The organism is Variovorax sp. BGA-UO-ETr-C22, assembly GCF_059567965.1.
The window spans coordinates 1,230,693-1,257,313 of record NZ_JCAQPA010000011.1 but is presented as its reverse complement, the minus strand read 5'-3'; the positions used below and the strand labels follow the sequence as shown (position 1 = coordinate 1,257,313).

The 26,621-nt window shown below is 70.4% G+C and carries 22 protein-coding genes; 15 read left to right on the top strand and 7 right to left on the bottom strand.

What is annotated here, in order from left to right:
* Positions 1-9: 9 nt before the first annotated feature.
* The 13 genes from AC57B8_RS25920 to AC57B8_RS25860 all read left to right on the top strand — a co-directional run bounded on the left by AC57B8_RS25920 (position 10) and on the right by AC57B8_RS25860 (position 15,759).
* Positions 10-1,350 carry an LLM class flavin-dependent oxidoreductase gene (locus AC57B8_RS25920; protein ID WP_496481174.1) on the top strand — a complete coding sequence of 447 codons (1,341 nt, stop codon included), beginning with the start codon at positions 10-12 and terminating at the stop codon, positions 1,348-1,350.
* Entirely contained in the window at positions 1,350-2,570 is a 1,221-nt protein-coding gene (locus AC57B8_RS25915; protein WP_341891606.1) for a M20 aminoacylase family protein, read from the top strand. Before AC57B8_RS25920 ends, AC57B8_RS25915 begins: the two co-directional genes overlap by 1 nt.
* Positions 2,567-3,103: a GNAT family N-acetyltransferase gene (locus tag AC57B8_RS25910; protein ID WP_496481173.1), complete on the top strand. Its 537-nt coding sequence runs from the start codon at positions 2,567-2,569 to the stop codon at positions 3,101-3,103. The genes AC57B8_RS25915 and AC57B8_RS25910 overlap by 4 nt, the downstream gene beginning before the upstream one ends.
* Positions 3,100-4,917, top strand: a complete 1,818-nt coding sequence (locus AC57B8_RS25905; protein ID WP_496481172.1) for an amino acid ABC transporter permease/ATP-binding protein — start codon at positions 3,100-3,102, stop codon at positions 4,915-4,917. Before AC57B8_RS25910 ends, AC57B8_RS25905 begins: the two co-directional genes overlap by 4 nt.
* Before the next feature lie 41 nt (positions 4,918-4,958).
* Positions 4,959-5,882 carry an ABC transporter substrate-binding protein gene (locus AC57B8_RS25900; RefSeq protein ID WP_139706246.1) on the top strand — a complete coding sequence of 308 codons (924 nt, stop codon included), beginning with the start codon at positions 4,959-4,961 and terminating at the stop codon, positions 5,880-5,882.
* Positions 5,883-5,893: 11 nt separating this feature from the next.
* Positions 5,894-6,820: an ABC transporter substrate-binding protein gene (locus AC57B8_RS25895; RefSeq protein WP_496481171.1), complete on the top strand. Its 927-nt coding sequence runs from the start codon at positions 5,894-5,896 to the stop codon at positions 6,818-6,820.
* A 19-nt stretch (positions 6,821-6,839) separates the two neighbouring features.
* On the top strand, positions 6,840-7,883 hold the full coding sequence (locus AC57B8_RS25890) for an LLM class flavin-dependent oxidoreductase (protein ID WP_487847004.1): 1,044 nt from the start codon (positions 6,840-6,842) through the stop codon (positions 7,881-7,883).
* A gap of 119 nt (positions 7,884-8,002) precedes the next feature.
* A complete protein-coding gene (locus AC57B8_RS25885) occupies positions 8,003-8,953 on the top strand; it encodes a sulfurtransferase (RefSeq protein WP_496481170.1) in 951 nt (316 codons plus the stop codon).
* 127 nt (positions 8,954-9,080) lie between these two features.
* Entirely contained in the window at positions 9,081-10,292 is a 1,212-nt protein-coding gene (locus tag AC57B8_RS25880; RefSeq protein WP_496481169.1) for a YeeE/YedE thiosulfate transporter family protein, read from the top strand.
* Positions 10,293-10,457: 165 nt separating this feature from the next.
* Complete coding sequence (locus AC57B8_RS25875; RefSeq protein WP_496481168.1) at positions 10,458-12,047, top strand: ABC transporter substrate-binding protein; 1,590 nt, start codon at positions 10,458-10,460, stop codon at positions 12,045-12,047.
* Between the two features lie 21 nt (positions 12,048-12,068).
* On the top strand, positions 12,069-13,034 hold the full coding sequence (locus AC57B8_RS25870; protein ID WP_496481167.1) for an ABC transporter permease: 966 nt from the start codon (positions 12,069-12,071) through the stop codon (positions 13,032-13,034).
* Between the two features lie 20 nt (positions 13,035-13,054).
* Positions 13,055-13,996, top strand: a complete 942-nt coding sequence (locus AC57B8_RS25865; protein ID WP_354346998.1) for an ABC transporter permease — start codon at positions 13,055-13,057, stop codon at positions 13,994-13,996.
* Positions 13,993-15,759 carry a dipeptide ABC transporter ATP-binding protein gene (locus tag AC57B8_RS25860; RefSeq protein ID WP_496481166.1) on the top strand — a complete coding sequence of 589 codons (1,767 nt, stop codon included), beginning with the start codon at positions 13,993-13,995 and terminating at the stop codon, positions 15,757-15,759. The genes AC57B8_RS25865 and AC57B8_RS25860 overlap by 4 nt, the downstream gene beginning before the upstream one ends.
* Positions 15,760-15,766: 7 nt before the next feature.
* Here the strand turns inward: AC57B8_RS25860 and AC57B8_RS25855 are convergent, their stop codons facing one another.
* From AC57B8_RS25855 to AC57B8_RS25845, 3 genes are read right to left on the bottom strand one after another with little or no spacing between them, the layout of a single operon-like run.
* Positions 15,767-17,668 carry an esterase/lipase family protein gene (locus AC57B8_RS25855; protein WP_496481165.1) on the bottom strand — a complete coding sequence of 634 codons (1,902 nt, stop codon included), beginning with the start codon at positions 17,666-17,668 and terminating at the stop codon, positions 15,767-15,769.
* Positions 17,665-18,678, bottom strand: coding sequence for an Lnb N-terminal periplasmic domain-containing protein (locus AC57B8_RS25850; protein WP_496481164.1), 1,014 nt, complete (start codon positions 18,676-18,678; stop codon positions 17,665-17,667). Before AC57B8_RS25850 ends, AC57B8_RS25855 begins: the two co-directional genes overlap by 4 nt.
* 60 nt (positions 18,679-18,738) lie before the next feature.
* A complete protein-coding gene (locus AC57B8_RS25845) occupies positions 18,739-21,432 on the bottom strand; it encodes a bifunctional acetate--CoA ligase family protein/GNAT family N-acetyltransferase (protein ID WP_070060594.1) in 2,694 nt (897 codons plus the stop codon).
* A gap of 319 nt (positions 21,433-21,751) precedes the next feature.
* Here AC57B8_RS25845 and AC57B8_RS25840 point away from each other — a divergent pair, with 319 nt between their 5' ends.
* Positions 21,752-23,113 carry a homoserine dehydrogenase gene (locus AC57B8_RS25840; RefSeq protein WP_496481163.1) on the top strand — a complete coding sequence of 454 codons (1,362 nt, stop codon included), beginning with the start codon at positions 21,752-21,754 and terminating at the stop codon, positions 23,111-23,113.
* Between the two features lie 7 nt (positions 23,114-23,120).
* Here AC57B8_RS25840 and AC57B8_RS25835 read toward each other — a convergent pair whose 3' ends face one another.
* From AC57B8_RS25835 to AC57B8_RS25820, 4 genes are read right to left on the bottom strand one after another with little or no spacing between them, the layout of a single operon-like run.
* On the bottom strand, positions 23,121-23,828 hold the full coding sequence (locus AC57B8_RS25835) for an MOSC domain-containing protein (RefSeq protein WP_496481162.1): 708 nt from the start codon (positions 23,826-23,828) through the stop codon (positions 23,121-23,123).
* Positions 23,825-24,517, bottom strand: a complete 693-nt coding sequence (locus AC57B8_RS25830) for a glutamine amidotransferase (RefSeq protein ID WP_496481161.1) — start codon at positions 24,515-24,517, stop codon at positions 23,825-23,827. The genes AC57B8_RS25835 and AC57B8_RS25830 overlap by 4 nt, the downstream gene beginning before the upstream one ends.
* 22 nt (positions 24,518-24,539) lie before the next feature.
* On the bottom strand, positions 24,540-25,091 hold the full coding sequence (locus AC57B8_RS25825; protein ID WP_496481160.1) for a peroxiredoxin family protein: 552 nt from the start codon (positions 25,089-25,091) through the stop codon (positions 24,540-24,542).
* 1 nt (position 25,092) lies between these two features.
* A complete protein-coding gene (locus AC57B8_RS25820; RefSeq protein ID WP_307583653.1) occupies positions 25,093-25,641 on the bottom strand; it encodes a carboxymuconolactone decarboxylase family protein in 549 nt (182 codons plus the stop codon).
* 95 nt (positions 25,642-25,736) lie between these two features.
* Here AC57B8_RS25820 and AC57B8_RS25815 point away from each other — a divergent pair, with 95 nt between their 5' ends.
* Positions 25,737-26,621, top strand: coding sequence for an AraC family transcriptional regulator (locus AC57B8_RS25815; RefSeq protein WP_496481159.1), 885 nt, complete (start codon positions 25,737-25,739; stop codon positions 26,619-26,621).

Below are 26,621 nucleotides of genomic sequence, written 5' to 3'. Positions count from 1 at the left end.
ACGATCGTCATGAGCAACATCCAGTTCGGCGTCATGCTGCAAGGGGCCGGCAGCCACATGAATGCCTGGAAGCACCCGGGCGGCCCTGCCGATGCCAGCGTCAACCTCGACTTCTTCATCCGCAGCGCGCAGAAGGCCGAGGCCGCGGGCATCGCCTTCGCGTTCGTCGCCGACGGGCTCTACATCAACGAGAAGTCGATTCCGCACTTCCTCAACCGCTTCGAGCCGATCTCGATCCTGTCGGCGCTGGCCGCCGTCACCTCGAAGATCGGCCTGGCGGGCACCATCTCCAGCTCGTACAGCGACCCGTTCACGGTGGCGCGCCAGTTCGCCTCGCTGGACCTCATCAGCGGCGGGCGCGCGGGCTGGAACGTGGTGACCACGCCGCTGGAAGGCAGCGCGAAGAACTACAGCCGCACGCATCCCGAGCACGCGCTGCGCTACGAGATCGCCGACGAGTACCTGGCCGTGACGCAGGGCCTGTGGGACAGCTGGGACGACGACGCCTTCGTGCGCGACCGCGAGAGCGGCCGCTTCTTCGACCGCGACAAGCTGCACACGCTCGACCACAAGGGCCGCTTCTTCCAGGTGGCGGGGCCGCTGAACATCCAGCGCTCGCCGCAGGGCCAGCCCGTGATCTTCCAGGCCGGCTCGTCCGACGCGGGCATCGGTCTGGCGGGCAAGTACGCCGATGCGGTGTTCACGCATTCGCCCTCGCTCGAAGACACGCGGGCCTTCCTCAAGCAGGTCAAGGCCAGTGCCGTGGCGCAGGGGCGGCAGGCCGGCGATGTGAAGATCTTCCCGGGCATCGGCCCCGTGGTCGCCGCCACCGAGGCGGAGGCCGAGGCCAAGTACCTCGCCATCCGCGCACTGCTGACGGTGGAGGAAGCATTGGCCTACCTGGGCCGCTTCTTCGACCACCACGACTTCAGCCAGTACCCGCTCGATGCGCCGTTCCCCGAACTGGGCGAGATCGGCCGCAACAGCTTTCGCTCGACCACCGACCGCATCAAGGCGAATGCCAAGGCCAAGGGCCAGACGCTGCGCGAGGTGGCACTCGAAGTCGCCACGCCACGCACGCAGTTCGTGGGCACGGGCGAGCGCATCGCCGACGAGATCATCCGCTGGGTGGACGAGGGCGCGGCCGACGGCTTCATCCTCGGCTTCCCGGTGCTGGGGCAGGGCCTGGACGACTTCATCGAGTTCGTGGTTCCCGCGCTGGAGGCGCGCGGCCGCTACCAGCGCACGCTGCCCGGCCAGACCCTGCGCGACCACCTGGGCCTGCCGCGCAAGGCGAGCCGCCATGCCGCGCCGCAGGGCGGCGCCACCGCCGAGCGCAAGGCCGCCTGATGGGCGCCGCGCTGCCACGACCGGCCCTGAAGGACATCCACCGCGTCGAATCGACCATTGCCGGCTACGGCGACGAATTCATTGCGCTGCGGCGCGACATTCACCAGCACCCCGAGCTGTCGTTCAAGGAGCACCGCACCTCGGCGCTCGTGGCCGAGAGGCTCGCGGCCTGGGGCTACGAGGTCGCGACCGGCCTGGCCGGCACCGGCGTGGTGGGCACGCTGCGGCGCGGGTCGGGGCGCAGCCTCGGCATCCGCGCCGACATGGACGCGCTGCCGATCCACGAAGCCACGGGCCTGCCGTATGCGAGCGAGAACGCGGGCGTGATGCATGCGTGCGGCCACGACGGCCACACGGCGATCCTGCTCGCGGCGGCGCGCTTCCTGGCCGAGGCGGGCAGCTTTCGCGGCACGCTGCACCTGATCTTCCAGCCCGCCGAAGAACTCGGCGCGGGTGCGAAGAAGATGATCGACGAGGGTCTGTTCACGCGCTTCCCGTGCGATGCGGTGTTCGGCCTGCACAACTGGCCCGGCGTGAGCACGGGGCATGTGGGCTGTGTCACCGGCCCCGCGATGGCGGCCATCGACCAGGCCCACATCACGGTGCGCGGCAAGGGCGGCCACGGTGCGCAGCCGCACGAGACGGTCGACCCTGTGGTCGCGAGCGCGCACCTGATCGCGGCGCTGCAGACGGTGGTGGCGCGCAACGTCGATCCGCTCGACATGGGCGTGGTCACGGTCGGCTCCATCCACGGCGGCGAAGCCTCCAACGTGATCCCGAACACGGTCGAGCTCAAGCTCACGGCACGCTCGTTCAAGCCCGAGGTGCGCGCGCTGCTGGCACAACGCATTCCCGCGCTGGCACGGGCGCAGGCCGAGAGCTTCGGTGCGCAGGCCGAGGTGGACTACCGGCCGGGCTTTCCGCCGGTGGTCAACCACGCAGAGGAAACCGCCTTCGCGCGCGCCGTTGCACTCGACACCTTCGGCGCGCAGCGGGTCGACCCGGCCTTCCGCCCGCGCACCGCCAGCGAAGACTTCGCCTACATGCTGCAGGCCCGCCCCGGCAGCTACGTGTTCTTCGGCAATGGCGAAAGCGCCTCGCTGCACAGCCCGCGCTACGACTTCAACGACGCGATCCTTGCGCCCGCGGCCGTGTACTGGGCCCGGCTGGCCGAGCGCTTTCTTTCCGCCGACGGCGACACCCAGGAAACCACCCCATGAGCGAACAGTTTCTCTACACCACGCCGCTGGACCCGCTGGCCCGGCCGTTGATCGAAGGGCTCACCTTCGAGTACGACAGCCGCTACGGCGACGTGCTGCGCGAGCCCGGTGCACCGCGCGAGATCGACCGCTACCCGCCCGAGGTGTTCGCACCGCCGCACGGCAACTTCGTGCTGCTGCTGCGTGACGGCGTGACGATCGGGGGCGGTGCCTTCATGCGCCACGACGAGCGCACCGCCGAGCTCAAGCGCGTGTGGACGCACGGCGCGCTGCGCCGCCAGGGCCTGGCCAGCCGCGTGCTGGCGGAGCTGGAGGCGCAGGTGCTGCGCCAGGGCTACGAGCGCATCTACCTCACGACCGGCTTTCGCCAGCCCGAGGCCGTGGGCCTGTACCGCAGCCATGGCTACACGGCGCTCTTCACCGACGACGCCGACCCCGAGACGCCGCGCAAGCTGCCGTTCGAGAAGCACCTGGCGCAGTGGGCCACGCAAGGCCGCGTGGGTGCGGCACTGAGCGGGGCGGTGTCGCGATGAACACGACCACCGTGCTCGACGCCGGTCCGGAGCCTCGTACCCCCACGGCACCCCTGCGCCGCAGCGATGCGGCACCGCCCGCCAAGGGCGACTACTCGCACTTTCGCATCGTCCCCGCGACCTACCCGGCGCGCACCGTCGGCACCGTCTTCGCGGTGGCGGTGATCGGCCTCGTGCTGCATTCGGTGCTCACCAACCCGCGCTGGGGCTGGCCGGTGTTCGCGCAGTGGTTCTTCTCGGAGCCGGTGCTGGCCGGGCTGGGCCGCACGCTGCTGCTCACGGCGCTGGGCGCGGTGCTGGGCTTCTTCTTCGGCACCGGGCTGGCGCTGGCGCGGGTGTCGCGCTCGCCGCTGCTGGCGCGGCTGGCCTGGGTGTTCACCTGGCTCTTCCGTTCGGTGCCGGTGATCGTGCTGCTCTTGATCATCAACAACCTGGGTTATCTGTACGAGACCGTGTCGCTGGGCGTGCCGTTCACCGACCTGACCTTCTTCTCGTACCCGACCACGCAGCTCATCAGCCCCTTCGTGGCGGCGCTGCTGGGTCTCACGCTGAACCAGGCGGCGTTCGCCTCGGAGATCGTGCGCGGGGGCATCCTGTCGGTGGACCAGGGCCAACTCGAAGCAGCGGCTGCGCTGGGCCTTTCGCGCCGGCGCCAGGCCTCGCGCATCGTGCTGCCGCAGGCCATGCGCAGCATCCTGCCGACGGCCTTCAACGACATCATCGGGCTGGCCAAGGGCACCTCGAACCTCTACATCCTGGCGCTGCCCGAGCTGTTCTACACGATCCAGATCATCTACCGGCGCAACCTGGAAGTGATTCCGCTGCTCATGGTGGCGACCGTGTGGTACCTCGTGATCCTCACGGTGCTGTCGGTGGCGCAGCACTACATCGAGCGGCATTTCTCGCGCGGGGCGCTGCGCCATGCGCCGCGCTCGTGGCTGGGCGGCGTGGTGCACGGGCTGTGGGCGCGGGGCAGGGCGCCGGCCGTGGTGCCCGTGTCGGCACCGGCGCCGGCCCCCGCGCAGGTGCCGCGCTGGAACGGCTCGCGCGCGCCCGGTGGCGAGGTGACGATCCACGGCGTGTCCAAGCGCTTCGGTGCGCTGCAGGTGCTCGACGACGTGACCTTCACCGCGCCGCGCGGCAGCGTCACCGTGATCCTCGGCCCCTCGGGCTCGGGCAAGTCGACGCTGCTGCGCACCATCAACCACCTGGAGCGCGTGGACGACGGCTTCATTGCCATCGACGGCGAACTCATCGGCTACCGGCGCGACGCCGACACGCTGTACGAGCTGCACGAGAAAGACATCCTCGCGCGCCGCGTCGACGTGGGCATGGTGTTCCAGAACTTCAACCTGTTCCCGCACCTCACGGTGCTAGAGAACATCGTCGAGGCGCCGCAGTCGGTGCGCGGCCTGCCGCGCGCCGAGGCCGAGGCGCTGGCCACCGACCTGCTGGCCCGCGTCGGCCTGGCCGACCGCAAGGACGCCTACCCGCGCCAGCTCTCGGGCGGCCAGCAGCAGCGCGTGGCGATCGCGCGGGCGCTGGCGCTCAAGCCCAAGGTGCTGCTGTTCGACGAGCCCACCTCGGCGCTCGACCCCGAGCTGGTGGGCGAGGTGCTCGCGGTGATCGAGGAGCTGGCGAGCTCCGGCACCACGCTGGTCATCGTGACGCACGAGATCGGCTTCGCCCGCGAGGTGGCCGACACCGTGGTCTTCATGGAGCAGGGCCGCATCCTCGAGACCGGCACGCCCGAGCAGATGTTCAACGCGCCGAGGCATCCGCGCACGGCCGAGTTCCTGGCCAAGGTGCTCTGAGTTTTCTTTCCCTTTTTCTCTTTCTCCAACCGACCGCTTTCATGACCCATCGACGCCTTCTCCTGTCCGTTCTCCTGGCGGCCTTGCTGCCGATCGCCGCCACGGCCCAGACCGCCCCGGCGCCCGACCTGAGCCCCGAGCAGCCCGGCCGCCCGCGCGCGCAGAAGATCGACGAGGCCGTGCGGCTTGCGAAGGACTTCAAGTTCCTCAAGGAAGGCGTGCTCGTCGTGGGCACCACCACCGGCCGGCTGCCGTTCGCGGCCTACGCCACCGACACCAAGACGCCCGTGGGCAACGCGCCCGACATCGCGCAGCTCGTGGCCGACAGCCTGGGGCGCAAGCTGGAGCTGGTGTCCACCGCCTGGGCCGACTGGCCGCTGGGCCTGCAGTCGGGCAAGTTCGACGTGGTGGTGTCGAACGTGACCGTGACCGAGGAGCGCAAGGAGAAGTTCGACTTCTCCACCTACCGCAACGACCAGCTGGGCATCTACGTGAAGTCGGACAGCAAGCTCGGGCCGATCAAGGAACCGAAGGACATCGCGGGCCTGAAGCTCATCGTGACGGCCAGCACGAACCAGGAGCAGATCCTGCTGCGCTGGAACAAGCAGAACCTCGCCGCCGGCCTCAAGCCCATCGAGATCCAGTACTACGACGACGATGTGGTGCAGCGCCTGGCCATCCAGTCGGGCCGCGCCGATGCGTACGTGGGCCCCAATGCCATCGCGGCCTACGAGGCGCGCGACGGCAAGACCCGGCTCGCGGGCCTGGTGTCGGGCGGCTGGCCGCTCAACGCCGAGATCGCCGTCACCTCGCGCAAGGGCTCGGGCATTGCCGAGGCCGTGACGCTCGCGCTCAACACGCAGATCAGGAACGGCAACTACGGCAAGGCGCTGTCGCGCTGGAACCTGGCGTCCGAAGCGATCGAGGTGGCGCGCACCAACCCGCCCGGCTTGCCGAAGAACTGAGGGAGGGGACCATGTCGCTCAAGAAAAAACTGGGGGCGCTGGCCGCCCTCGGGCTGATGGCGTTCGCGCCGGCGCACGCCGCCGACACCTTCGACTTCAGCCCCGAGCAGAAGGGCCGCCTGCACACCGGCAAGGACGCCGAGGCCGTCAACGCCATTCCACCGAGCTTCAAGTTCGTGAAGGAGGGCGTGCTGACCATCGCCATCGCGCCGTTCGCGCCGCCGATCTCCACCTACGCCACCGACGCGAAGACGGTGGTGGGCTTCGACCCCGACTTTGCCCATCTCATCGCCGAGGCGCTGGGCCTGAAGCTGGAGCTGCGGCCCGTCGCCTGGGCCGACTGGCCGCTGGGCCTGAGCTCGGGCAAGTACGACGCCGTGATCTCCAACGTGGGCGTGACCGAGCAGCGCAAGGAGAAGTTCGACTTCTCGACCTACCGGCTCGGGCTGCACGGCTTCTATGTGCGCACCGACAGCGCGATCCAGTCGATCAAGGAGCCGAAGGACGTGGCGGGCCTGAAGCTCACGACCGGCGCGGGCACCAACCAGGAGCGCATCCTGCTCGAGTGGGACCGGCAGAACGTGGCCGCGGGCCTGAAGCCGGTGTCGATCCAGTACTACGACGACGATGTGACGCGCTGGCTGGCGGTGACGACGAAACGCGTCGATGCCAACTTCAACCCCAACGCGCCGCAGGCCTACGAAGCCGCGAAGAACGGGCAGCTGCGGCTGGCCGGCACCGTGAACGCGGGCTGGCCGCTCAAGTCGGACGTGGCCGTGGCCACGCGCAAGGGCAGCGGGCTGGCGGTGGCGCTCACCACCGCGGCCAACAACCTGATCCGCAACGGCACCTACGCCAAGGCGCTCGCGCGCTGGCGCCTGGCCGAAGAGGCGCTGCCGAAATCGGAGGTCAACCCGCCGGGGTTGCCGAAGTTCTGACCCTGCGAGCGACACGACCATGACCATCCACCACATCGGTTTTCTCACGCCCGGCAACTACGACGAGGCCGACCCGCACGCGGGCCTCGAAGCCGCGCTGCGGTTGTTCGAATTCGGCGAGCGGCGCGGCTTCGACAGCGCCTGGGTGCGCCAGCGCCACCTGGAGCGTGCCGTGTCTTCGGCGCCGACCTTCCTGGCCGCCGCCACGCAGCGCACGCGCCGCATCGAACTCGGCGCGGCCGTGATCCAGATGGGCTACGAAAACCCGTTCCGCCTCGCCGAAGACCTGGCCACCGTCGACGTGCTCTCGCGCGGCCGCCTGCAGGTGGGCCTGAGCGCGGGCGCGCCGCCGCACGGTGCCTTGCTGGGCGGGCGCTTCCAGGACGCGCCGCCGGCCACGGTCGACTTCACGCACAAACGCGTGGCGCGGCTGCGCGCCAACCTCGAAGACGTGCTGCTGGGCGACGAGGACACGGTGGTCGAATCGGCCGGCGGGCGCGTGCGTCCGCGCGTGCAGCCCTATGCGCCCGGCCTCGTCGGGCGGCTCTGGTACGGCGGTGGGTCGCTGCGCTCGGCCGAATGGGCGGGGCGCAACGGCTTTCACTTGCTGCTGGGCAACGTGCTCACGGGCGAGACCACCGACGACTTCCTCGAGGCACAGACCGGCCTGGTCGAACGCTACCGCGCCAGCGAAGTGCCGGGCGCACGGCGCGGGCGGATCGCGCTGGGCCGCGTGATCGTGCCGCTCGATGGCGCTGATGCGGCCACGCGGCGGCGCTATCGCGCGTTCGCCGCGGGCCGCGTCGAGCGCACCCTGTCGCCGCAGGGCGAGCGCCGCACGCTGTTCGCCGGCGACCTCGTGGGCAGCGCCGACGAGATTCTGGAGCGCCTGCACCGCGACCCCGTGCTGCCGCTGGTGAGCGAACTGCGCGTGGAGCTGCCCTACAACTTCGACAGCGAGGCCTACGAACAGATCCTGGACGACCTGGCGGTGCGCATCGCGCCCGAACTGGGCTGGCGCGTGCGCGCCGAACTCCCTCACAAGGAAGTCGCACTCGCCTGAGCCTCAGACGCTTTGCGCATGCGCTTATCGCAAACGCTTCGTTGGTGATCGCGGGTGGCCTGCCTACAGTTCGCTCTGATCTGTTTCTGATGTCTTCCATTCAACACAAGGAGTCCCGCATGTCGATCTTCAGCAGATGGTGGCGCGCCGCGTCCCTCGCCACGCTGACCTTTCTGGCCACCGCGCCCGCCGCCTTTGCCCAAGCCTCGGCCGACGGCAGTGGTCCGCTGGTCACGACCGACTGGCTCGAAAAGAACCTGCGCAATCCGAAGCTGCGCGTGATCGAGGTCAGCGTGAACCCGGGCCTGTACGAGCGCGGCCACATTCCGGGCGCGGTGAACTTCTCGTGGCACAACGACCTCAACGACCGCGTGCGCCGCGACATCGTGAGCCAGGCCGAGTTCGAGAAGCTGCTGTCGGCGGCCGGTGTCGACAAGGACACCACCGTCATCCTCTACGGCGACACCAACAACTGGTTCGCCGCCTGGGGCGCCTGGGTGTTCGACCAGTACGGCGTGCAGAACGTGAAGCTGCTCGACGGCGGGCGCAAGAAGTGGGAGGCCGAGAACCGCGTGCTCGACAACCGCGCGCCCGAGCATGTCGCCACGCGCTTCAAGGTGACGCAGCCCAACCCGCAGCTGCGCGCGCGGCTGGCCGACGTGCTGGCCGTGGCCGAGGGCCGCTCCGACGCGAAGCTGGTCGACATCCGCTCGGCCGACGAATACAGCGGCAAGATCTTCGCGCCGGCGGGCGCCGCCGAGCTGGCGGTGCGCGCGGGCCACGTGCCCGGCGCGGCCAATGTGCCCTGGGGCCGCGCGGTGAACGAAGACGGCACCTTCAAGTCGGCCGCCGAGCTGAAGGCGATCTACGCGGCCGTGGGCATCGACGGCAGCAAGCCGGCCATCACCTACTGCCGCATCGGCGAGCGCTCGAGCCATACGTGGTTCGCGCTGCACAAGATCCTGGGCTACAAGAACGTGCGCAACTACGACGGCTCGTGGACCGAGTACGGCAACGCCGTCGGCGTGCCGGTCAACAACCCGGCCGGCACGGTGTGGGCGTCCAAATGATTGAGTTGAGGTGAGATGAGTTCGAGGTGAGTCGGCGTTGGAGGGACCTCGCGGCCTCTCTGATGAGCGACATTGGGCGAGCCCTCGGGCTCGCTTTTTTTTGGACCCAAGAAAGAGGAACCGGGGCATGTCCGCTTCGTCAATCCATGCGGCGCCTGTGCCGCTTTCTCGCACGGGCCTGGCCGCTGCGGTCGTCGTGTTGTTGCTGGTCGCCGCCAGCGTGCACCTGCTCGGCGAGCGCAGCGGCGGCCGCGCGCTGGCCTTCGCGCTCGGACTGGGCGCGGTGCTCGGCGTGGTGCTGCAGCGTTCGCGTTTCTGCTTCTACTGCCATGCACGCGACTACTTCGAAGGCGGCGACGCACGCGGCCTGCTGGCCATCGTGGCCGCGCTGGCGGTCGGCACCGTGGGCATGCACGTCGTCATGACGGGCTGGCTGCCGGTGCCGCAGCCGGGGCGATTGCCGCCCGATGCGCACATCGGGCCGGTCAGCGGCGCCCTGGTGCTCGCGGGGCTGGCCTTCGGCGCGGGCATGGTGGTGTCGGGCTCGTGCATCAGCGCGCACTGGTACCGGCTGGGCGAAGGCTCGCCGACCGCGCCGTTTGCATTGCTCGGTGCGGGCGCGGGATTCCTGCTCGGCTTTGCGAGCTGGAACTGGCTCTACAGCGCCACCATCGCCACCGCGCCCGTGGTGTGGCTGCCGCATCACCTGGGCTATGCGGGTTCGGCGGCGCTGCAGCTGGCGGTGCTCGCAGCGCTCGCGGCCTGGCTCTGGCGGAAGCTGCCGGTGGGCGAGGCGGCGTCGCCCGCACCGCGCAGCTTCATCGACGCCGCGCGCCGCCTGCTGCACGGGCGCTGGCCGTATGCGTGGGGCGGCCTCGCGGTCGGTGCGATCGCCGTGATCGTGGTGCTGCGGCTGCGCCCGCTGGGCGTGACGGCCGCGCTCGGCAGCGCCGCGCGCGACCTCGGCAACGCGCACGGCTTGCTGCCGCAGCGCCTGGACGGGCTCGACGGCTTCGGCGGCTGCGTCACGGCGGTGGTCGAAAGCCTCTGGCAGACGCCCAATGCACTGCTGGTTGGCGGTCTCGTGGCCGGCGCGCTGGCCGCGGCGCTCGCGAGCGGGCAGTTCAGGCCCGCGTGGCCGAGCGTGGGGCAGGTGGTGCGTGGCCTCGGCGGCGGCGTGCTGCTGGGGTGGGGCGCGATGACCGGGCTGGGTTGCACGGTGGGCAACCTGCTGTCGGGCACGATGGCTGGGGCGCTGTCGGGCTGGGTGTTCGGCGCGAGCGTGCTGCTGGCGGTGTGGGGCGGGCTGCGATTGAAGCGTCTTGCTGTGAGGGCGTAGCGCCCGGTTCATCGTCGCGCGGCAGACACCGCATTTCCATATGCGGAGTCCTTCTTTCGGGACGGCGCGGGGCAGGGCACAGTCCCTCACGCACAGGCACAGGACAACGCCGCCCCGCGCGGTCGTCCGCCTGTCTTCTCTTCCAAAGAACACCCGAGGGATTCCATGCTCCGACCACTCCTGACCGCGGCCCTGCTGGCCGCCGGCCTGCTGCAGGCGCCTGTTGCCGCCGCCGAAACCGTGCGCTGGGCGCGCAGTGCCGACCCCGCCACGCTCGACCCGCATGCGGTCAACACCGGCACCAACTTCGGGCTGCTGCACCAGATCTACGAACCGCTGATCCTGCGTGGCGCCGACAGCAAGCTGCAGCCCGCGCTCGCCACCTCGTGGAGGCTCACGGCCGACCCGACGGTGTGGGAGTTCAAGCTGCGCCCCGGCGTCAAGTTCCATGACGGCGCGCTGCTCACGGCCGACGACGTGGTGTTCTCGCTGCAGCGCGCACAGGCGCCGAGCTCGGCGCTCAAGTCGCTGCTGTCGTCGGTGGCCGAGGTGAAGAAGGTCGACCCACTCACGGTGCAGGTCAGGACCAAGGGCCCGAACCTGATCTTCCCGAACAACCTCACGAACCTCTTCATCCTCAACGAGGCCTGGGCCAAGGCGAACAAGGCCGAGCAGTCGCAGGACGTGGCCAGCAAGACCGAGAACTTCGCCACCCGCAACGAGAACGGCACCGGCCCCTACGTGCTGGCCTCGCGCGAGGTCGATGCGCGCACGGTGCTCAAGCAGTTTCCGCAGTACTGGGGGCGCGGCCAGTTTCCGCTGGACGTGACCGAGCTGGTCTACGTGCCGATCAAGTCGCCCGCGACGCGCGTGGCCGCGCTGCTGTCGGGCGAGGTCGATTTTGTTCAAGACCTGCCGGCGCAGGACGTGGGCCGCCTGAAGGCCGACAAGCGCCTGCGCGTGACCGAAGGGCCCGAGAACCGTTCGATCTTCCTGGGCCTGAACGTGGGCGCGAAGGAACTCAAGTACGCCGACGTGAAGGGCAGGAACCCGCTGGCCGACCCGAAGGTGCGCGAGGCCATCGGCCTGGCCATCGACCGCGACGCGATCAAGACGGCGGTGATGCGCGGCCTGTCGAACCCCTCGGGCATCATCGCGCCGCCGTTCGTGCACGGCTACGAGAAGGGCTTCGCGGCCTACCCGAAGGCCAACGCGGCGCAGGCGAAGAAGCTGCTGGCCGAGGCCGGCTACCCGAACGGCTTTGCGATCACGCTGCACACGCCGAACGACCGCTACGTGAACGACGAGGCCATCAGCACGGCGGTGTCGGGCTTCCTCGGGCGCATCGGCATCAAGACCACGGTGGCGGCGCGCCCGATCGCGCTGCACAGCACGGCCATCAACTCGGCCGACACCGACTTCTACCTGTTCGGCTGGGGCGTGCCGACCTACGACTCGGCCTACATCTTCGACTACCTGGTGCACACGCGCGGCAAGGACGGCCGCGGTCCGACCAACGCCACCGGCTACAGCAACGCCGAGGTCGACGCGCAGATCGCGTCGCTGGCCGCCGAGAGCGACAAGGCGAAACGCGACGCCACCATCAAAGCCATCTGGCAGACGGTGCAGAAGGAGCGCATCTACATCGCGCTGCACGACCAGGTGCTCAACTTCGCCTCGACCCCGAAGCTCGACATTCCCGTCAGCCCCGACGGCAGCGTGTTCTTCAAGAACGTGAAGGTGGCGAAGCCCTAAGCACACACACGCACGCACACCATGTGGGTTCATCTCTTGCGCCGGCTCGGCCAGTCTGTGCTGGTGCTGCTGGCGGTGTCGTTCGTGTCCTTCCTGGTGTTCCGCCACATCGGCGACCCGACCATCAGCCTGCTCGGCGAAGACGCCACGATCGAAGAACGCGCCGCGCTGACGGCCGAGCTGGGCTTCGACCGCCCGGTGCCGGTGCAGTACCTGCGCTACGTCGGCCATGCGCTGCAGGGCGACCTGGGCGTGTCGTACCGGCTCAAGCGGCCGGTGGTCGAACTCATCGCCGAGCGGCTGCCGGCCACGTTGGAGCTGGCGCTGGTGGCGGCCGTGCTGGCGGTGGCGGGCGGCGTGGCGCTGGGCGTGTACACCGCGATCCGGCGCGACAGTGTGGCCAGCCGCGCGGTCATGGCGGTGTCGCTGGTCGGCGTGTCGCTGCCGACCTTCCTGATCGGCATCGGGCTCATCTACCTGTTCGCGGTCGAGCTGCGCTGGTTGCCGTCGTTCGGGCGCGGCGACACAGTGCAGCTGGGCAGCTGGAGCACGGGGCTGCTCACGGCCTCGGGCTGGGCCTCGTTGCTGATGCCCGCGCTGACGCTGGGCCTGTACAAGCTGACGCTGATCATGCGGCTGGTGCGCGCCGAGATGCTGGAGGTGCTGCGCGCCGATTACATCCGCTTCGGCCGCGCGCGCGGGCTGCGCGAACGCGACCTGAACTACGGCCATGCGCTGCGCAACACGCTGATCCCGGTCATCACGATCACCGGGCTGCAGATCGGTTCGCTGGTGGCCTTCGCCATCGTCACCGAGACGGTGTTCCAGTGGCCGGGCGTGGGCCTGCTGTTCATCACCTCGATCCAGGGGGTGGACGTGCCGGTGGTGGCGGCCTACCTGCTGCTGATCGCGCTGCTGTACGTGGCGATCAATTTCATCGTCGACCTGCTGTACGTGCTGGTCGATCCGCGCCTGCGACGCGCCTGACTCCTTTCTTGTTTTTTCGAATGACGCTTCCTTCTCCGACCGGCGCCCCCGCACCGCGCCGCTGGCGCAACGCCGAGTCGCCCGTGCTGCGCGCCTTCGCACGCTCGCGCACCGTGCAACTGGCGGCCTTCGTGCTGCTGCTGGTCGCGTTGGCCTCGCTGTTCGCACCGTGGATCGCACGGCAAGACCCCTTCGACCCGGCCGTGCTCGACCTGATCGACGCCTTCACGCCGCCGGGGCAGCAGGGCGCCTCGGGCGCCTTCTATCCGCTGGGCGCCGACGACCAGGGGCGCGACGTGTTCTCGGCCATCCTCTACGGGCTGCGCATGTCGCTGCTGGTGGGCGTTAGCGCGGTGGGGCTGTCGCTGGTCATCGGCGTGCCGCTCGGGCTGGCGGCCGGCTATGCGGGCGGCTGGTTCGACACGCTGGTGATGCGCGTGGCCGATGTGCAGCTGACCTTTCCGGTGCTGCTGGTCGCGCTCCTGATCTTCGGCATTGCGCGCGGCCTGCTGCCCGAGGGCTACCGTGACGACATGGCGGTGTACGTGATCGTGGCGGCCATCGGGCTGTCGGAATGGGTGCAGTACGCGCGCACGGTGCGCGGCGCGGTGATGCTCGAGAAGCACAAGGACTACGTGGCCGCCGCGCAGATCATCGGCCGCTCGCGCACCGGCATATTGGTGCGGCACATCCTGCCGAACCTGCTGGCGCCGGTGCTGGTGATTGCCACCATCAGCTTCGCGCTGGCCATCGTGGCGGAGTCGACGCTGTCGTACCTGGGCGTGGGGCTGCCGCCCACGCAGCCGTCGCTGGGCACGCTGATCCGCATCGGGCAGGGTTTCCTGTTCTCGGGCGAGTGGTGGATCCTGCTGTTTCCCGCGCTGGTGCTGCTGGCGCTGGCGCTCTCGGTCAACCTGGCGGGCGACTGGCTGCGCGACGCCTTGAACCCGAGGCTGCAATGAGCGCGCGCGACCCCTCGCCATCGCCTCGTGGCGAAACACCCGTGCTGCGCGTGCGCGGGCTGGACGTGGCCTTCGACACGCACCGGGGCACGGTGCAGGTGCTCGATGGTGTTTCGTTCGATATCGCGCCGGGCGAAATCCTGGGCGTGGTCGGCGAGTCGGGCGCGGGCAAGTCGATGGTCAGCGCGGCCGTCATCGGGCTGGTGCCGCCGCCGGGGCGCATCGCGGGCGGCACGGTCGAGCTGCACGGCGAGCGCATCGACACGCTGCGCGGCGAAGACATGCGCCGCGTGCGCGGGCGCCGCATCGGCAGCGTGTTCCAGGACCCGCTGACCAGCCTGAACCCGGTCTACCCGATCGGCCGGCACCTCATCGAGACCATCCGCACGCACCTGCCCGTGAGCGAGCAGGAGGCGCGCCGGCGCGCGCTGGCGCTGCTGGCCGACGTGGAGATTCCCGACCCCGAAAGCCGCATCGACCAGTACCCGCACCAGTTCTCGGGCGGCATGCGCCAGCGCGTGGCGATTGCGCTCGCGCTGTGCGCCGAGCCGCAGCTGCTGATTGCCGACGAGCCCACCACCGCGCTCGACGTGTCGGTGCAGGCGCAGGTGATCCGCGTGTTCCGGCGCGTCTGCCGCGAGCGCGGCACGGCCGCGATGCTCATCACGCACGACATGGGCGTGATCGCCGAGGCGGCCGACCGCGTGATGGTGATGTACCAGGGCCGCGTGCTCGAGACCGGCCCGGTGCGCCAGGTGCTCGACCGCCCGCGCGAGCCGTACACGCGCGCACTGATGGCCGCGATTCCCTCGGTGCACGACAGGCTGCATCGGCTGCCGGTGCCGGAGATCGGCGCGGACATCGCCGTGGCCGCCGCGCTGCCGCCCGCGCAGGCCGAGACCGTGGCGGCGCCAGCATTGGCCGACAGCCCGCCGCTGATCCGCGTGCAGGGCCTGTCGCGCGAATTCGATCTCTCGGCCGGCTGGCTCGTGCGCACGCTCGCGCGCCAGCCGAAGAAGGTGCTGCACGCGGTCGACGGCGTGAGCTTCGACATCGCGCGCGGCCGCACCTTCGGGCTGGTCGGCGAATCGGGCTCGGGCAAGTCGACCGTGGCGCGCATGATCGCCGGCCTCACGCGGCCCACGGCCGGCAGCGTGCATTTCGACGGCATCGACCGCTGGGGCGACGCCGCGCAGACGGCCGCGTTGCGGCGGCGCTTCCAGATGATCTTCCAGGACCCGCACGCCAGCCTCAACCCGCGCTGGCGCGTGGACCGGCTCATCGCCGAGCCGGTCGAGGTGCTGGGTCTGGCCGCCAGTGCCGACGAAACCGCCGAGCGCGTGGCCCAGGCGCTGCGCCGCGTGCGCATGTCGCCCGACGACGGACGGCGCTACCCGCACCAGTTCTCGGGCGGCCAGCGCCAGCGCATCGCCATCGCGCGGGCCTTGGCGAGCCAGCCCGAGTTCATCGTCTGCGACGAACCGACCTCGTCGCTCGACGTCTCGGTGCAGGCCCAGGTGCTGAACCTCATGCGCGACCTGCAGGACGAGTTCGGCCTGACCTACCTGCTGATCAGCCACAACCTCGCGGTGATCCGCCACATGTGCGACGACGTGGGCGTGATGCAGCGCGGGCGGCTGGTGGAGCAGGGCAGTGCGGCCGAGGTGCTCGATGCGCCGAAGCACGCCTACACGAAGGCGTTGATGGCGGCGGTGCCGGACATGCGGCACGCACCGGCCGCGGCCGTGCTCACCACGGCATGAAGTGCCCTCAGGGCACGCGCTGCAGCTGCTCCCGCAGGATGCGCCGGATCTCCAGGATCGCCAGCGGGTGCTCCTGCACGCTGTGCGCCGACGGAATCACCAGCTCCGACACCGCGCCGTCGAGGTGCGCGCTGGTGTAGGGAACGATGCCGTCGCTCGACTCGGCCAGCGGCAGGCCCGGGGTGTCGTTGCCGATGATCGAGTGGTAGCGCACCTTCGGGCTCAGCGGCAACCCGGACGACAGGCGCACGAAGGCATCGCGGTCGCTGAGGTTGTCGATGCTGTTGGGAATGCGCAGCGGGCCCATGTCCTGCGAACTGGGCGCCACGCGCATCAGCTCGCGCGAGATGTCGTTGAGCTGGCCCAGCATCGCCACCGGCAGCGTGATGAGGTTGGCCACCCAGCGCGAGATGCGCTTGTTGGCGAACGAGGTGCCGCGGTGCGGCGACGCGATGAAGATCGCATCGCTGACCTGGGGCAGCGGCTCGAAGCGCAGGTAGGGCCCCAGCCCTTCCTCGATGCGGCGGCGCTGCGCGGCCGGCATGGGGTAGCCCTCGCGCAGCGCGTCCCACAGCACGTCGCCCGACGAGGACACGAGCAGGCGCGAGAGCACGCCGCCCATGCTGTGGCCGATGAGCGTGACGTTGCGCGACGCCTCGGCACGGCCCTGCGGATCGAAGTGCGCCAGCGTCTGCGTGATGGCTTCGCGGATGGCCAGGTTGTTCAGCGGCAGCGGCGCGTTGGTCGGGTAGTACACCTGCCAGATCTGGTAGCGGCGGCGCAGCGTCTCGTCGCCGAGCACCTCGTTCGCGACGTTGATCCAGGCCTCGGGGCTGCTGGCCAGGCCGTGCAGCATGACGATGGTGCGGCGCTTCGGGTCGTAGGGCTGCATCAGGTAGATGTGCGGCCGGGTCAGGCCCTCGGCGCCGCCGAACAGGCTGCGCAGCGCCTGCAGCGCGAAGTCGGAGCGGGCCAGCCACAGGCCGTAGCCCGAGGTGAAGTTGGCGGCCAGCGGAATCTCCTCGCCGGCCAGCCGGATCGTGCTGGTGCGGTAGGGGTCGAACACGGCGATGCGCAGCGTGCGCGTGGCCAGCACGTCCTGCAGGGTGGCGCCGTCGAACTGCAGCAGCGCGGTGAGGGCGGGGAAGGGCGTCTCGCTGAAGGGCGGGGCGTCTTCGTCGGCCTGCGCCGCGGTCGGGCGGTCGTCGCCCGCGGCGACCAGCTCGGCGCCGAAGCCGTCGCGGCGGTAGATGTTGCGCAGGCCCGAGAAGGTCAGCGAGGCGGCGGGAATCAGCTCTTTCGGCGGGGGCGCGTCGGGTGCGAGCTGCAGCGCCGACAGGTCGGCGTCGATGCGCCAGCCGCTCACCTGCGGAATGGCGGCCACCGACATGTCGCTCTTGCGGTAGCGGCTGAACAGGCCGGTGATGGCGCGCTGCACCGCGTAGTTGTAGTAGTCGCGCACCTGCGTCTGGCGGTCTTCGAAGGCGCGGTCGCGCGGTTTGCGCGCCGTGTGGAACAGGTAGGCGTAGGCGTGGCGCGCGGTTTCGAGCCAGGCCTCGATGGCCTCGGGCGCCATGGGCTGCGCGGCCGAGCCGCCGGCGCCGCCCGCCAGCGCGAGCTGCAGCCACACCTCGGACAGCGCCGACATGCGTTGCTCGTCGCTCAGGCCGGCGGAGGTGGTGAGGTTCTGGCGGCAGGCGCGGCCGTCCTTGCGGCACTGGTCGGCGTCGGAGCCGATGACGCGCAGCACCTCTTGTGCGGAACTGCTGAGCTGGCCGGTGGTGAGCACGTCGCCGCGCCGCTGCGCCAGGTAGTCGGCCGGCGAGATGGTGCCGACGGTGACGCCCGCGCAGCCCGTGAGCAGCGACAGCGCCAGCAGCAGGGCGGGGAGGAAGCCGATGCGCCTCATGGCGCCACGCCCGGCAGGCCGTTTCGGATCGCCTGCGAGAAGTTCACGCCGGGCTGCTGGTCGGTGGCGATGGCCCGGTCGGTGATGCGGCCGCCGGCGCGCAGCGCGTCCATGCTCAGGCCGGGCGTCAGGCCGCCCACGTCGTGCAGGTATTCGGGCAGGTAGCCCGAGGCCAGCAGGCGGTAGTCCATCGGCAGGCCGGGCACGACGTGCCTGGCGAGGCTGTAGACGATGGTCGTGCAGTTGGCGGTGAGCGTGTTGTAGAAGCTCGGCGCGCGCGCCAGCGCATTGGCCTCGCCCACGTAGCCCAGGAACAGCGAGCGCATCTCGGCCTGCGGCAGGTGCACGCGGTACATGTAGACGTCTTCGCCGCGCACGTTGGTGCGCACGCGCAGGATGTCGTGCTCGTCGGCCGCCACGAGGCTGTTCTCGAACTGCTTGAAGAAACCGCCCACGGACGAGAAGCTCTCGCCGCGCTCCTTGCGGATCTCGATGGAAAAGGTGACGAACTGGCCGTCATCGAAACCGAAGGACACCAGCGTGTGGGCGATGGCCGGGCCGGTCCAGTACGACAGCGACACGTCGACCGAGCGCAGGCGGTCCAGGTCGTAGCGGCGCGTGTCCCAGCGCACGGTGTAGTCGGTGTCGCTGCGCCAGTCGAAGTTGCGCACGTTCTCCATCGTGACCACGTTGCCCTCGACGCGCGGCGTCAGGTAGCGGGCCACGTCGTCGGCCCATTCGCGATGCTGGGAGGGCGCGATGGTGCCCCACCACTCGAGCAGCACGACGAAGCCGATGGCGTAGGCCAGCAGCGAGCGGCCGGCCTTGCCGCGCCACAGCAGCACGATCGCCGCCAGGCCGAAGAGGCCCCACAGCACCATCGCGCCGACCTTGACCGGCAGCGTCGCGGGCAGCTGGTACCAGAGGGCCGCGCAGGCCCAGGCGGCCGACAGCAGCACGGCGAGGCTCACCAGCAGGCGGCCGAGGGAACGCAAAAGGATTCGGAACATGAAGAAACGCGCGGGTGGAGGGCGGCCGATTCTCGTCGAGTTGCAGCCGCCGCCGTCGGGCTACAGCGGGTAAGTCACCAGCTTGAAGTCCGGGTCCTCGGGGAAGGACTTCACCGAGAAGCCCAGCCGCCGCACCAGCTTGAGCATGTCGGGGTTGCCGGCCAGCACCAGCCCGTCCATTTCCGAGAGGCCGCGGTCGCGCGCCACGTCGATGATGCTTTCCATGAGGCGCGAGCCGATGCCCTTGCCGCTGAACTCGTCGGCCACCACGAGCGAGAACTCGCAGCTGGTCTGGTCGGGGTTGGTGATGTAGCGCGACACGCCCACGATGCGCTCGCTCTCGAGGATGCTGCCGTCGGGCGCGGTGCTGCGTTCCATGATGGTGGCGACCAGTGCCATCTCGCGGTCGTAGTCGATGAGCGTGAAGCGCGACAGCATCGACGGCGGCAGCTCGTGGAAGCGCGAGACGAAGCGGAACCAGCGGCTCTCGGGCGACAGGCCCTGCACCAGCGCCTGCAGCATCTGCGCGTCGTTCGGATGCACCGGCCGCACGACGTACGCGCCGCCACCGGGCAGCGGCCATTCGCGCCGGTAGCGCGCCGGGTACGGCATGATGGCCAGGTGCTGGTAGCCGTTGCCCACCGGGCCCGCCACGGCTTGCGTGCTGCTGTCGACCACGATGCGCGCATCGACCGACACCGCGCCGTGCTCGTCCACGATGATGGGGTTGATGTCCATCTCGCGCAGCTCGGGCAGCTCGCACACCATTTCGGACACGCGCAGCAGCACGTCTTCGATGGCCTCCATGTTCACGGCGTTGGCGCCGCGCCATTCGCCCAGCGTCTCGGCCACGCGCGAGCGCTCGATGAGGTGGCGCGCCAGGAACTGGTTCAGCGGCGGCAGCTCCATCGCGCGGTCGTTCATGAGCTCGATCATGGTGCCGCCCGCGCCGAAGACGATCACGGGGCCAAAGGGCTGGTCGGTGACCAGGCCCACGTAGATTTCGCGCCCGCGCCGCGCGCGCACCATCTTCTGCACGGTCACGCCGTTGATGCGGGCATCGGGCGCCAGGCGCGCCACGCGCTCCATCATCTCCAGGTAGGTGTCGCGCGCGCTGGTGCCGTTCATCACGTTCAGCGCCACGCCCTCGACGTCGGACTTGTGCGAGATGTCGGGCGAGTCGATCTTCAGCGCCACCGGAAAGCCCAGCTGCGTGGCGATCATCATGGCTTCGTTGGCGCTGCGCGCGAGCAGGGTGCGCGTGATCGGGATGTGGAAGCACGACAGCAGCGACTTCGACTCCATCTCGGTCAGCACCTTGCGCCGCTCGGCCAGCACGCTTTCGATGAGCAGGCGCGCGCCGTCGATGTCGGGCTTGGCCAGCGCCGACAGCGGCGGCGGCGTCTGCTGCAGCAGCTGCTGGTTCTGGTAGAAGGCCGCGATGTTGCCGAAGGCGCCCACGGCCGCCTCGGGCGTGCGAAAGCTCGGGATGGTGGCCTCGGCCAGCACGGCCCGCGCGTTGCCCACCGACGCGTCGCCCATCCAGCACGACAGCAGCGGCTTGGGCATGGGGCGCGGAATGTCGGCCAGCGCGCGCGCCGTGGCGGCCGCGTCGACGCCGGCCTTGGGCGAGAAGATGGCGAGCACGCCGTCGATCTGGCTGTCGGCCGAGGCGGTGTCGATGGCGGCGCGAAAGTGCGCGGGCGTGGCGTCTTCCGACAGGTCGATGAGGTCGGTGAGCGACGCGAGCGCCGGCAGCGAGGGCTGCAGCGAGCGCTGCGCGGGGGCCGAGAGGCGGCCCAGGTCGAGGCCGATCTCGTTGATCCAGTCGGCCGCGAGCACGCCGGGGCCGCCGCCATTGGTGACCACGGCCAGCCGCTTGCCCACCGGCCGGTAGCGCGAGGCCAGGCACTTGGCGGCCGAGAACAGCTCGACGAAGGAGCGCACCCGCACCGCACCCGCGCGGCGCAGGGCGGCGTCGAACACATCGTCGCTGCCCACGATGGCCGCGCTGTGCGTCTGCGCGGCCTCGTTGCCGGCCGGCTTGCGGCCCGCCTTGAGCACCACCACCGGCTTGGCGTGCGAGGCCGAGCGCAGCGCGCTCATGAAGCGGCGCGCGTCGGCAATGCCTTCGAGGTACACGATGATGCTGTGCGTGCTCGAATCGTTGGCCAGGAAGTCGAGCACCTGCGGAATGTCGACCGAGGTGTGCGGCCCGAGCGACACCACGCTCGAAAAGCCCACGCCGTTCTGCCGTGCCCAGTCGAGCATCGACGCCGTGAGCGCGCCCGACTGCGACACCAGCGCCAGCGGCCCGGTGCGCGCGAGCGGGCCGGCCACGCTGGCGTTCAGGTGCAGCGGCGGGCGCTGGAAGCCCAGCGAATTCGGGCCCAGCAGGTGCACGCCTTCGCGGCGCGCGATCTTGCGCCACTGCGCGGCCTGCTCGGCGGCGATGCCGGTGGAGATGACCACCGCGGCCTTGCAGCCGATGCGCCCCGCGATCTCGAGGGCGGCCGCCACGTCGTGCGGCGCCAGCGCGATCAGCGCCAGGTCGGCATGCGTCTGCGCCAGCTCTTCGAGCGTGCCCTGGGTGCGCACGTCCAGAAAGCGCAGCGTGCCGTCGAAACGGTCGGCCCGGAAGGCTTCGCGCAGCGTGCGGCCCAGGGCGGTCTGGCCCCCCGGATCGCTGGGCTGGCCGACGAAGGCCACGATCGACGCCGGGGCGAACAGGGGGGTCAGGAAATGCTTGTCCATGCCCTAGTTTGCCCGGATCGGGGCGTGCCGCAAGCACCGCGTGTACACTCGCCGGCTCATGTCGTGCCTTTCACTTTCCCCTGTTGCAGCATCCAGCGCCGCCGTTGTCGGCCGCACGATGCCGTTCGCCGCCTGCGTGCGAACGAGCGACGCAGTGAATGCACGAATGATTACCACCATGACCGCCGCGGCCCCCTGAGCACGCGCAGGGTGGCCGCTCCGGCAGCCACCTGGTGTCTCTTCTCCCGAATGAACGAAACCCAGCTGGCAGCTGGGTTTTTTTGTTTTTGTCTTGTTCGTTCGTTGTTTGGAGAAGCCCATGTACCGCGATCCCGTCTCGTCCTTCCTGCCCCAGCCCAGCCATCCTGCGGCCATTCGCCCCCTGCGCGTCGGCATGATCGGCATCGGCACCGTGGGCGCGGGCACCTTCCGCGTGCTGGCCCGCAACCAGGACCTCATCGCCGCCCGCGCCGGGCGCGGCATCGAGGTGACGGTGGTGGCGGCGCGCAACCTCGCGCGCGCCCAGGGCATCGTGGGCGAGGGCGTGGCGCTCACGGCCGACCCGATGCAGGTGGCCACGGCCCCCGATGTCGACGTGGTGGTCGAGGTGGCCGGCGGCACCGGCCCGGCGCGCGACTGGGTGCTGGCGGCCATCGCCCACGGCAAGCACGTGGTCACGGCCAACAAGGCGCTGCTGGCCGTGCACGGCCCCGAGATCTTCGCCGCCGCCAGCGCGCACGGCGTGGCCGTGATGTATGAAGGCGCGGTGGCGGTGAGCATCCCCATCGTGAAAGCGCTGCGCGAGGGCCTCACGGCCAACCGCATCGAATGGGTGGCGGGCATCGTCAACGGCACGACCAACTTCATCCTGAGCAAGATGCGCGACGAAGGCCTGGACTTCGGCGACGCGCTCGCGCAGGCCCAGGCGCTGGGCTATGCCGAGGCCGATCCGGCCTTCGACATCGAGGGCGTCGACGCCGCCCACAAGACCGCGCTGCTGGCCGCCAATGCCTTCGGCATGCCGGTCCGCTTTGCCGATGCGCAAGTCGAAGGCATCACCGCGCTGCAGCGCCTGGACGTGGCCTGCGCCGAGCAGCTGGGCTTTCGCGTCAAGCTGCTGGGCGTGGCACGCCGACGTGAAGAAGGCGTGGAGCTGCGCGTGCAGCCCGCGCTGGTGCCGGCGACGCACCTGCTCGCGCAGGTGAACGGCTCGATGAACGGGATCATGGTCAAGGCCGACGCGGCGGGCGTCACGATGTACTACGGCGCGGGCGCCGGCTCGGAGCAGACCGCCTCGGCCGTGATCGCCGACCTGGTCGACGTGGCGCGCCTGGACGGCACCCACGCCGGCCAGCGCGTGCCGCACACGGGCTTTCATGCGCATGCGGTGCGCGAACTGCCGGTGCTGCCGCGCGCGGCCGTGCGCAGCGCGCACTACCTGCGCGTGCCGGTGCAGGCGGCGGCCGACATCGCGGCCGTGGCCGACCTGCTGGCCGCGCAGTGGCTGCCGGTGCGGCAACTGGTGCTGGCGAACGGGCCGGCGGATGCGGCGCCGCAGGTGCTGGTGATCACCGAATCGGCGCTGCAAAGCGCGGTCGATCTCGCCTTGCACGCGTTGCAGACGAGCCCGGTCGTGGCCGGGCCGGTGATCGCATTGCGCGTGGAAACGCTGGACGACTGAAGGGCGCTCAGGGGGCGGACGCGGGTGCGCGCAGGCGCGGCTCCCAGTCTTCGACGCGCCCCGCATCCACGCGCTTGCGAAACGTGGCGCGCCAGCGCTCGGCCAAGGCGGGCAGGGCGGCGGCCTGTTCCCATTCGGGCGCGAAGCGCGCCTCGCGCGAGAACAGCAACGCGATGAGGCGCGACAGCGGCCAGTCCGGGTGCGGGCGTTCCACGCGCGTGACCATCGCGCCGGCCCGCACCCAGCCGGGTTCGAGCACGCGGTAGTACCAGCCCGTGCAGCCGCGCGCCTGCATCTCGCGCGCCATGCCGGGCCTGCCGAAGTGGGCGTCGAGCTTCCAGCACGGCTGCCGGCCCTGCGACACCTGCACCCGCGCGTCGCCAAGCTGGACCACGTCGCCGATGCACACGGTCGATTCGTCCCAGCCCGTGGTCGAGATGTTCTCGCCGAAGGCGCCCGCGTGCGCCAGCAGGTCGGTGTGGCAGCCGCCCGCCGCCCAGCTAGCGTAGTGCTCGCGCGGGTAGTGGTGCACGGCCTTCTCGACACCGCCGTGGATGCGCAGGTCGGCCTGCGCGTCGCCCTGCAGGCCGGTGGGCGACAGCCACAGCGCATCGGCAGTGGGCACCTTGCGGATGCCGCTGCGCGTGCGGCCGTCGGGCAGCAGGGCCACGGGGCCGACCAGCAATGCGTCGATGGGCAGGGCGGGCTGCGTCATGCGAGCTGAGCCAGCCATGCGGTCAGCATGCGCGTCGCGGCATCGGAGCGCACCTCGGCCAGCTCGGCGCTGCGGGCGCGCAGCGCGGGGATGTCGATGCCGGCCGTGGCCAGTTCGTGGTGGTGCCCGATGAGCCAGGGCTCGATGCGTGCGGGATCGGCCTCGGGGTGGAACTGCAGCGCCAGCGCATGGCGGCCGTGGCGGAAGGCCTGGTGCGGCGTGCGTGCGGTGCTCGCCAGCAGTTCGGCGCCGGGCGGCAGGTCGAAGGTGTCGCCGTGCCAGTGCAGCACGGGTTCGCCGTCCAGCGCCGCGAGGCACGAGGCCCGGCCCGCCGCGCTCAGGTCGACCGGTGCCCAACCGATCTCCGTGTGCCCCGACGGGTACACGCGCGCGCCGAGCGCACGGGCCATGAGCTGCGCACCCAGGCACAGGCCCAGCGTCGGTCGCTGCAGCGCCAACCGTTCGCGCAGGCCGGCGATCTCCTCGGCGAGCCAGGGGTAGGTCGCCGTGTCGTACGCCCCGATGGGGCCGCCGAGCACCACGACGAGGTCGGCGTGGCGCCACTCGTCGGCGCTGAGCGCGGACGGGCCCGCCTGCCGGTAATCGATGGCGTGGCCGGCCTGGGTGAGCAGGTTCGTGAAGCGCCCGAGGTCTTCGAAGGCGAGGTGTTGCAGGGCGATGCATGGCATGCGGCGAGTGTCCTTTCTTCTTTCAGGCGCGGCAGGCGGTGTCGTCGCAGGGGCCGTCTGGCGACGCCTCGTACGCAGGCTGCGCGATGAGATGCGCGGGCGCCTCTTCGGCCGCAAGCTGCCCGATGGCGGCGCCCAGCGCCATGTCGTCGAGCAGCCCGAAGTGGCTCAGCCGCAGGCGGCCCTGCCGGTCGATCAGCACCGTGCTCGGCGTGCCTTGCCACTGGTAGTCGCGCATCGTGGCGGGGATGCCGCCGGTGGGCGAGGGCTGGTCGATGCCGATGGGAAAGCCCAGGCGGTACTCGCGCACGAAGGCGTCGAGCGCGGCCGGCGTCATGACGTCGTGGTGCTCGAACACCGAGTGCAGGCCGATCACCGCCACGTCTTTCGCGGCGAACAGTTTCTGCGTCTTCTTCGCCTGCGGCAGCCCGTGCGACACGCAGGCCGGGCACAACATCTGGAACGCGTGCAGCACCACGATCCGGCCCCGCAGCGACGCGAGCGTGACGGGCGCATCGGTGTTGAGCCACTGCGCGACCTGCAGCTCGGGTGCCTCGGGGTGCGGCCAGGCCATGTCAGGCCGCCTCGGTGCGCAGCTTCACCTGCGGGAAATCCACCGGCACCTGGAACGCCACGTTCACGTAGTTGGTGAACAGGTTCAGTGCGACGTGGGCCAGGATCTCGACGATGTGCCGGTCGTCGAAGCCCACGGCACGCAGGGCCTGCACGTCGGCGTCGTTCACCTGGCCGCGTGCATCGACGAGCTTGAGCGCAAAGCGCAGCGCCGCCGCGGTGCGCGGGTCGGCCGATTCGCCGGCCTGCGCGGCCGCCATGTCGGCGGCCGACACGCCCGCCTTGCGGCCCAGCGCGGTGTGCGCCGCGAGGCAGTAGTGGCAGGCGTTGCGGTCGGCCACGGCCACGGCGATCTGCTCGCCGAGCTGCGCCGGAATGACGCCGCCGCCGAGCGCGCCGAACGATCCCCACAGGCTGCGCAGCGCCGCGGGCGAGTTGGCGACGGCGCGGAACATGTTGGGCGTGGCGCCGAAGGCTCCGTGGATTTGAGAGAGCAAGACCTGGGCGTCGCCGGTGGCGGCGGTGTCAGTGACGAGGTTGACGCGGGGCATGAAGACTTCCTTTCGGTGATGACGATGGAGGCAGTGTCTTCCCGGAATCCGTATGATTTGAACGCTTTCATCCATTCAACATACCTTTTCGTCCAATGCCGAGCGCACCGCCACCGCCGCACATCGACAGGCTCTCGTCCCTGCTCGAGCGTTTCCGTGTCCGCGCCCACCTGTTCCACACGGGGCCGCTGTGCGGCGTGACGCACTTCGCGGCGAAAGAGGGGCGCAGCTTCCTGCATGTGATGCGGCGCGGCGAGATGGTGGTCACGCATTCGGCGCCGTCGGTGCGTTCGGCCGGCGTGCCGCGCAAGCTGGTCGTGAAGGAGCCCAGCCTGCTGTTCTATCCGCGCCCGCTGGCGCACGACTTCCACAACGCGCCCACCGAAGGCTCGGATTTCGTCTGCGCCACGGTCGACTTCGACGGCGGCGAGGCGCACCCGCTGGTGCGCGCCTTGCCGCCGCTGGTGCGGCTGCCGCTGCATGCGGTCGACGGTCTCGAAGCTTCGCTGGCATTGCTGTTCGCGGAAACCGGGCGCGTGCTGTGCGGGCACCGGCTGCTGGCCGACCGGCTGTTCGAGGTGGTGCTGATCCAGCTGCTGCGCTGGCTGCTCGACCATCCGCAGGAGAGCGGCGTGCCCGCCGGCCTGCTGACGGGCCTGGGCGATCCGCAGCTGGCGCGCGTGCTGGTCGCGCTGCACGAGCGCCCGGGCGAGCCGTGGCCGCTCGAACAGATGGCCACCGAGGCCGGCATGTCGCGCAGTGCGTTCGCGGCGCGCTTCAAGTCGGTGGTGGGCGCGACGCCCGCCGACTACCTGGCGCAGTGGCGCCTGACCATCGCGCAGGCCGAGCTGCGCACGGGCGCGTCGGTCAAGACGATTGCCGACAGCCTCGGCTACGCGAACGCCTCGGCGCTGTCGCGCCTGTTTGCGCAGAAGGTGGGCGTGTCGCCGCGCGAATGGCTCGCGCGGCAGTCTTCTTGA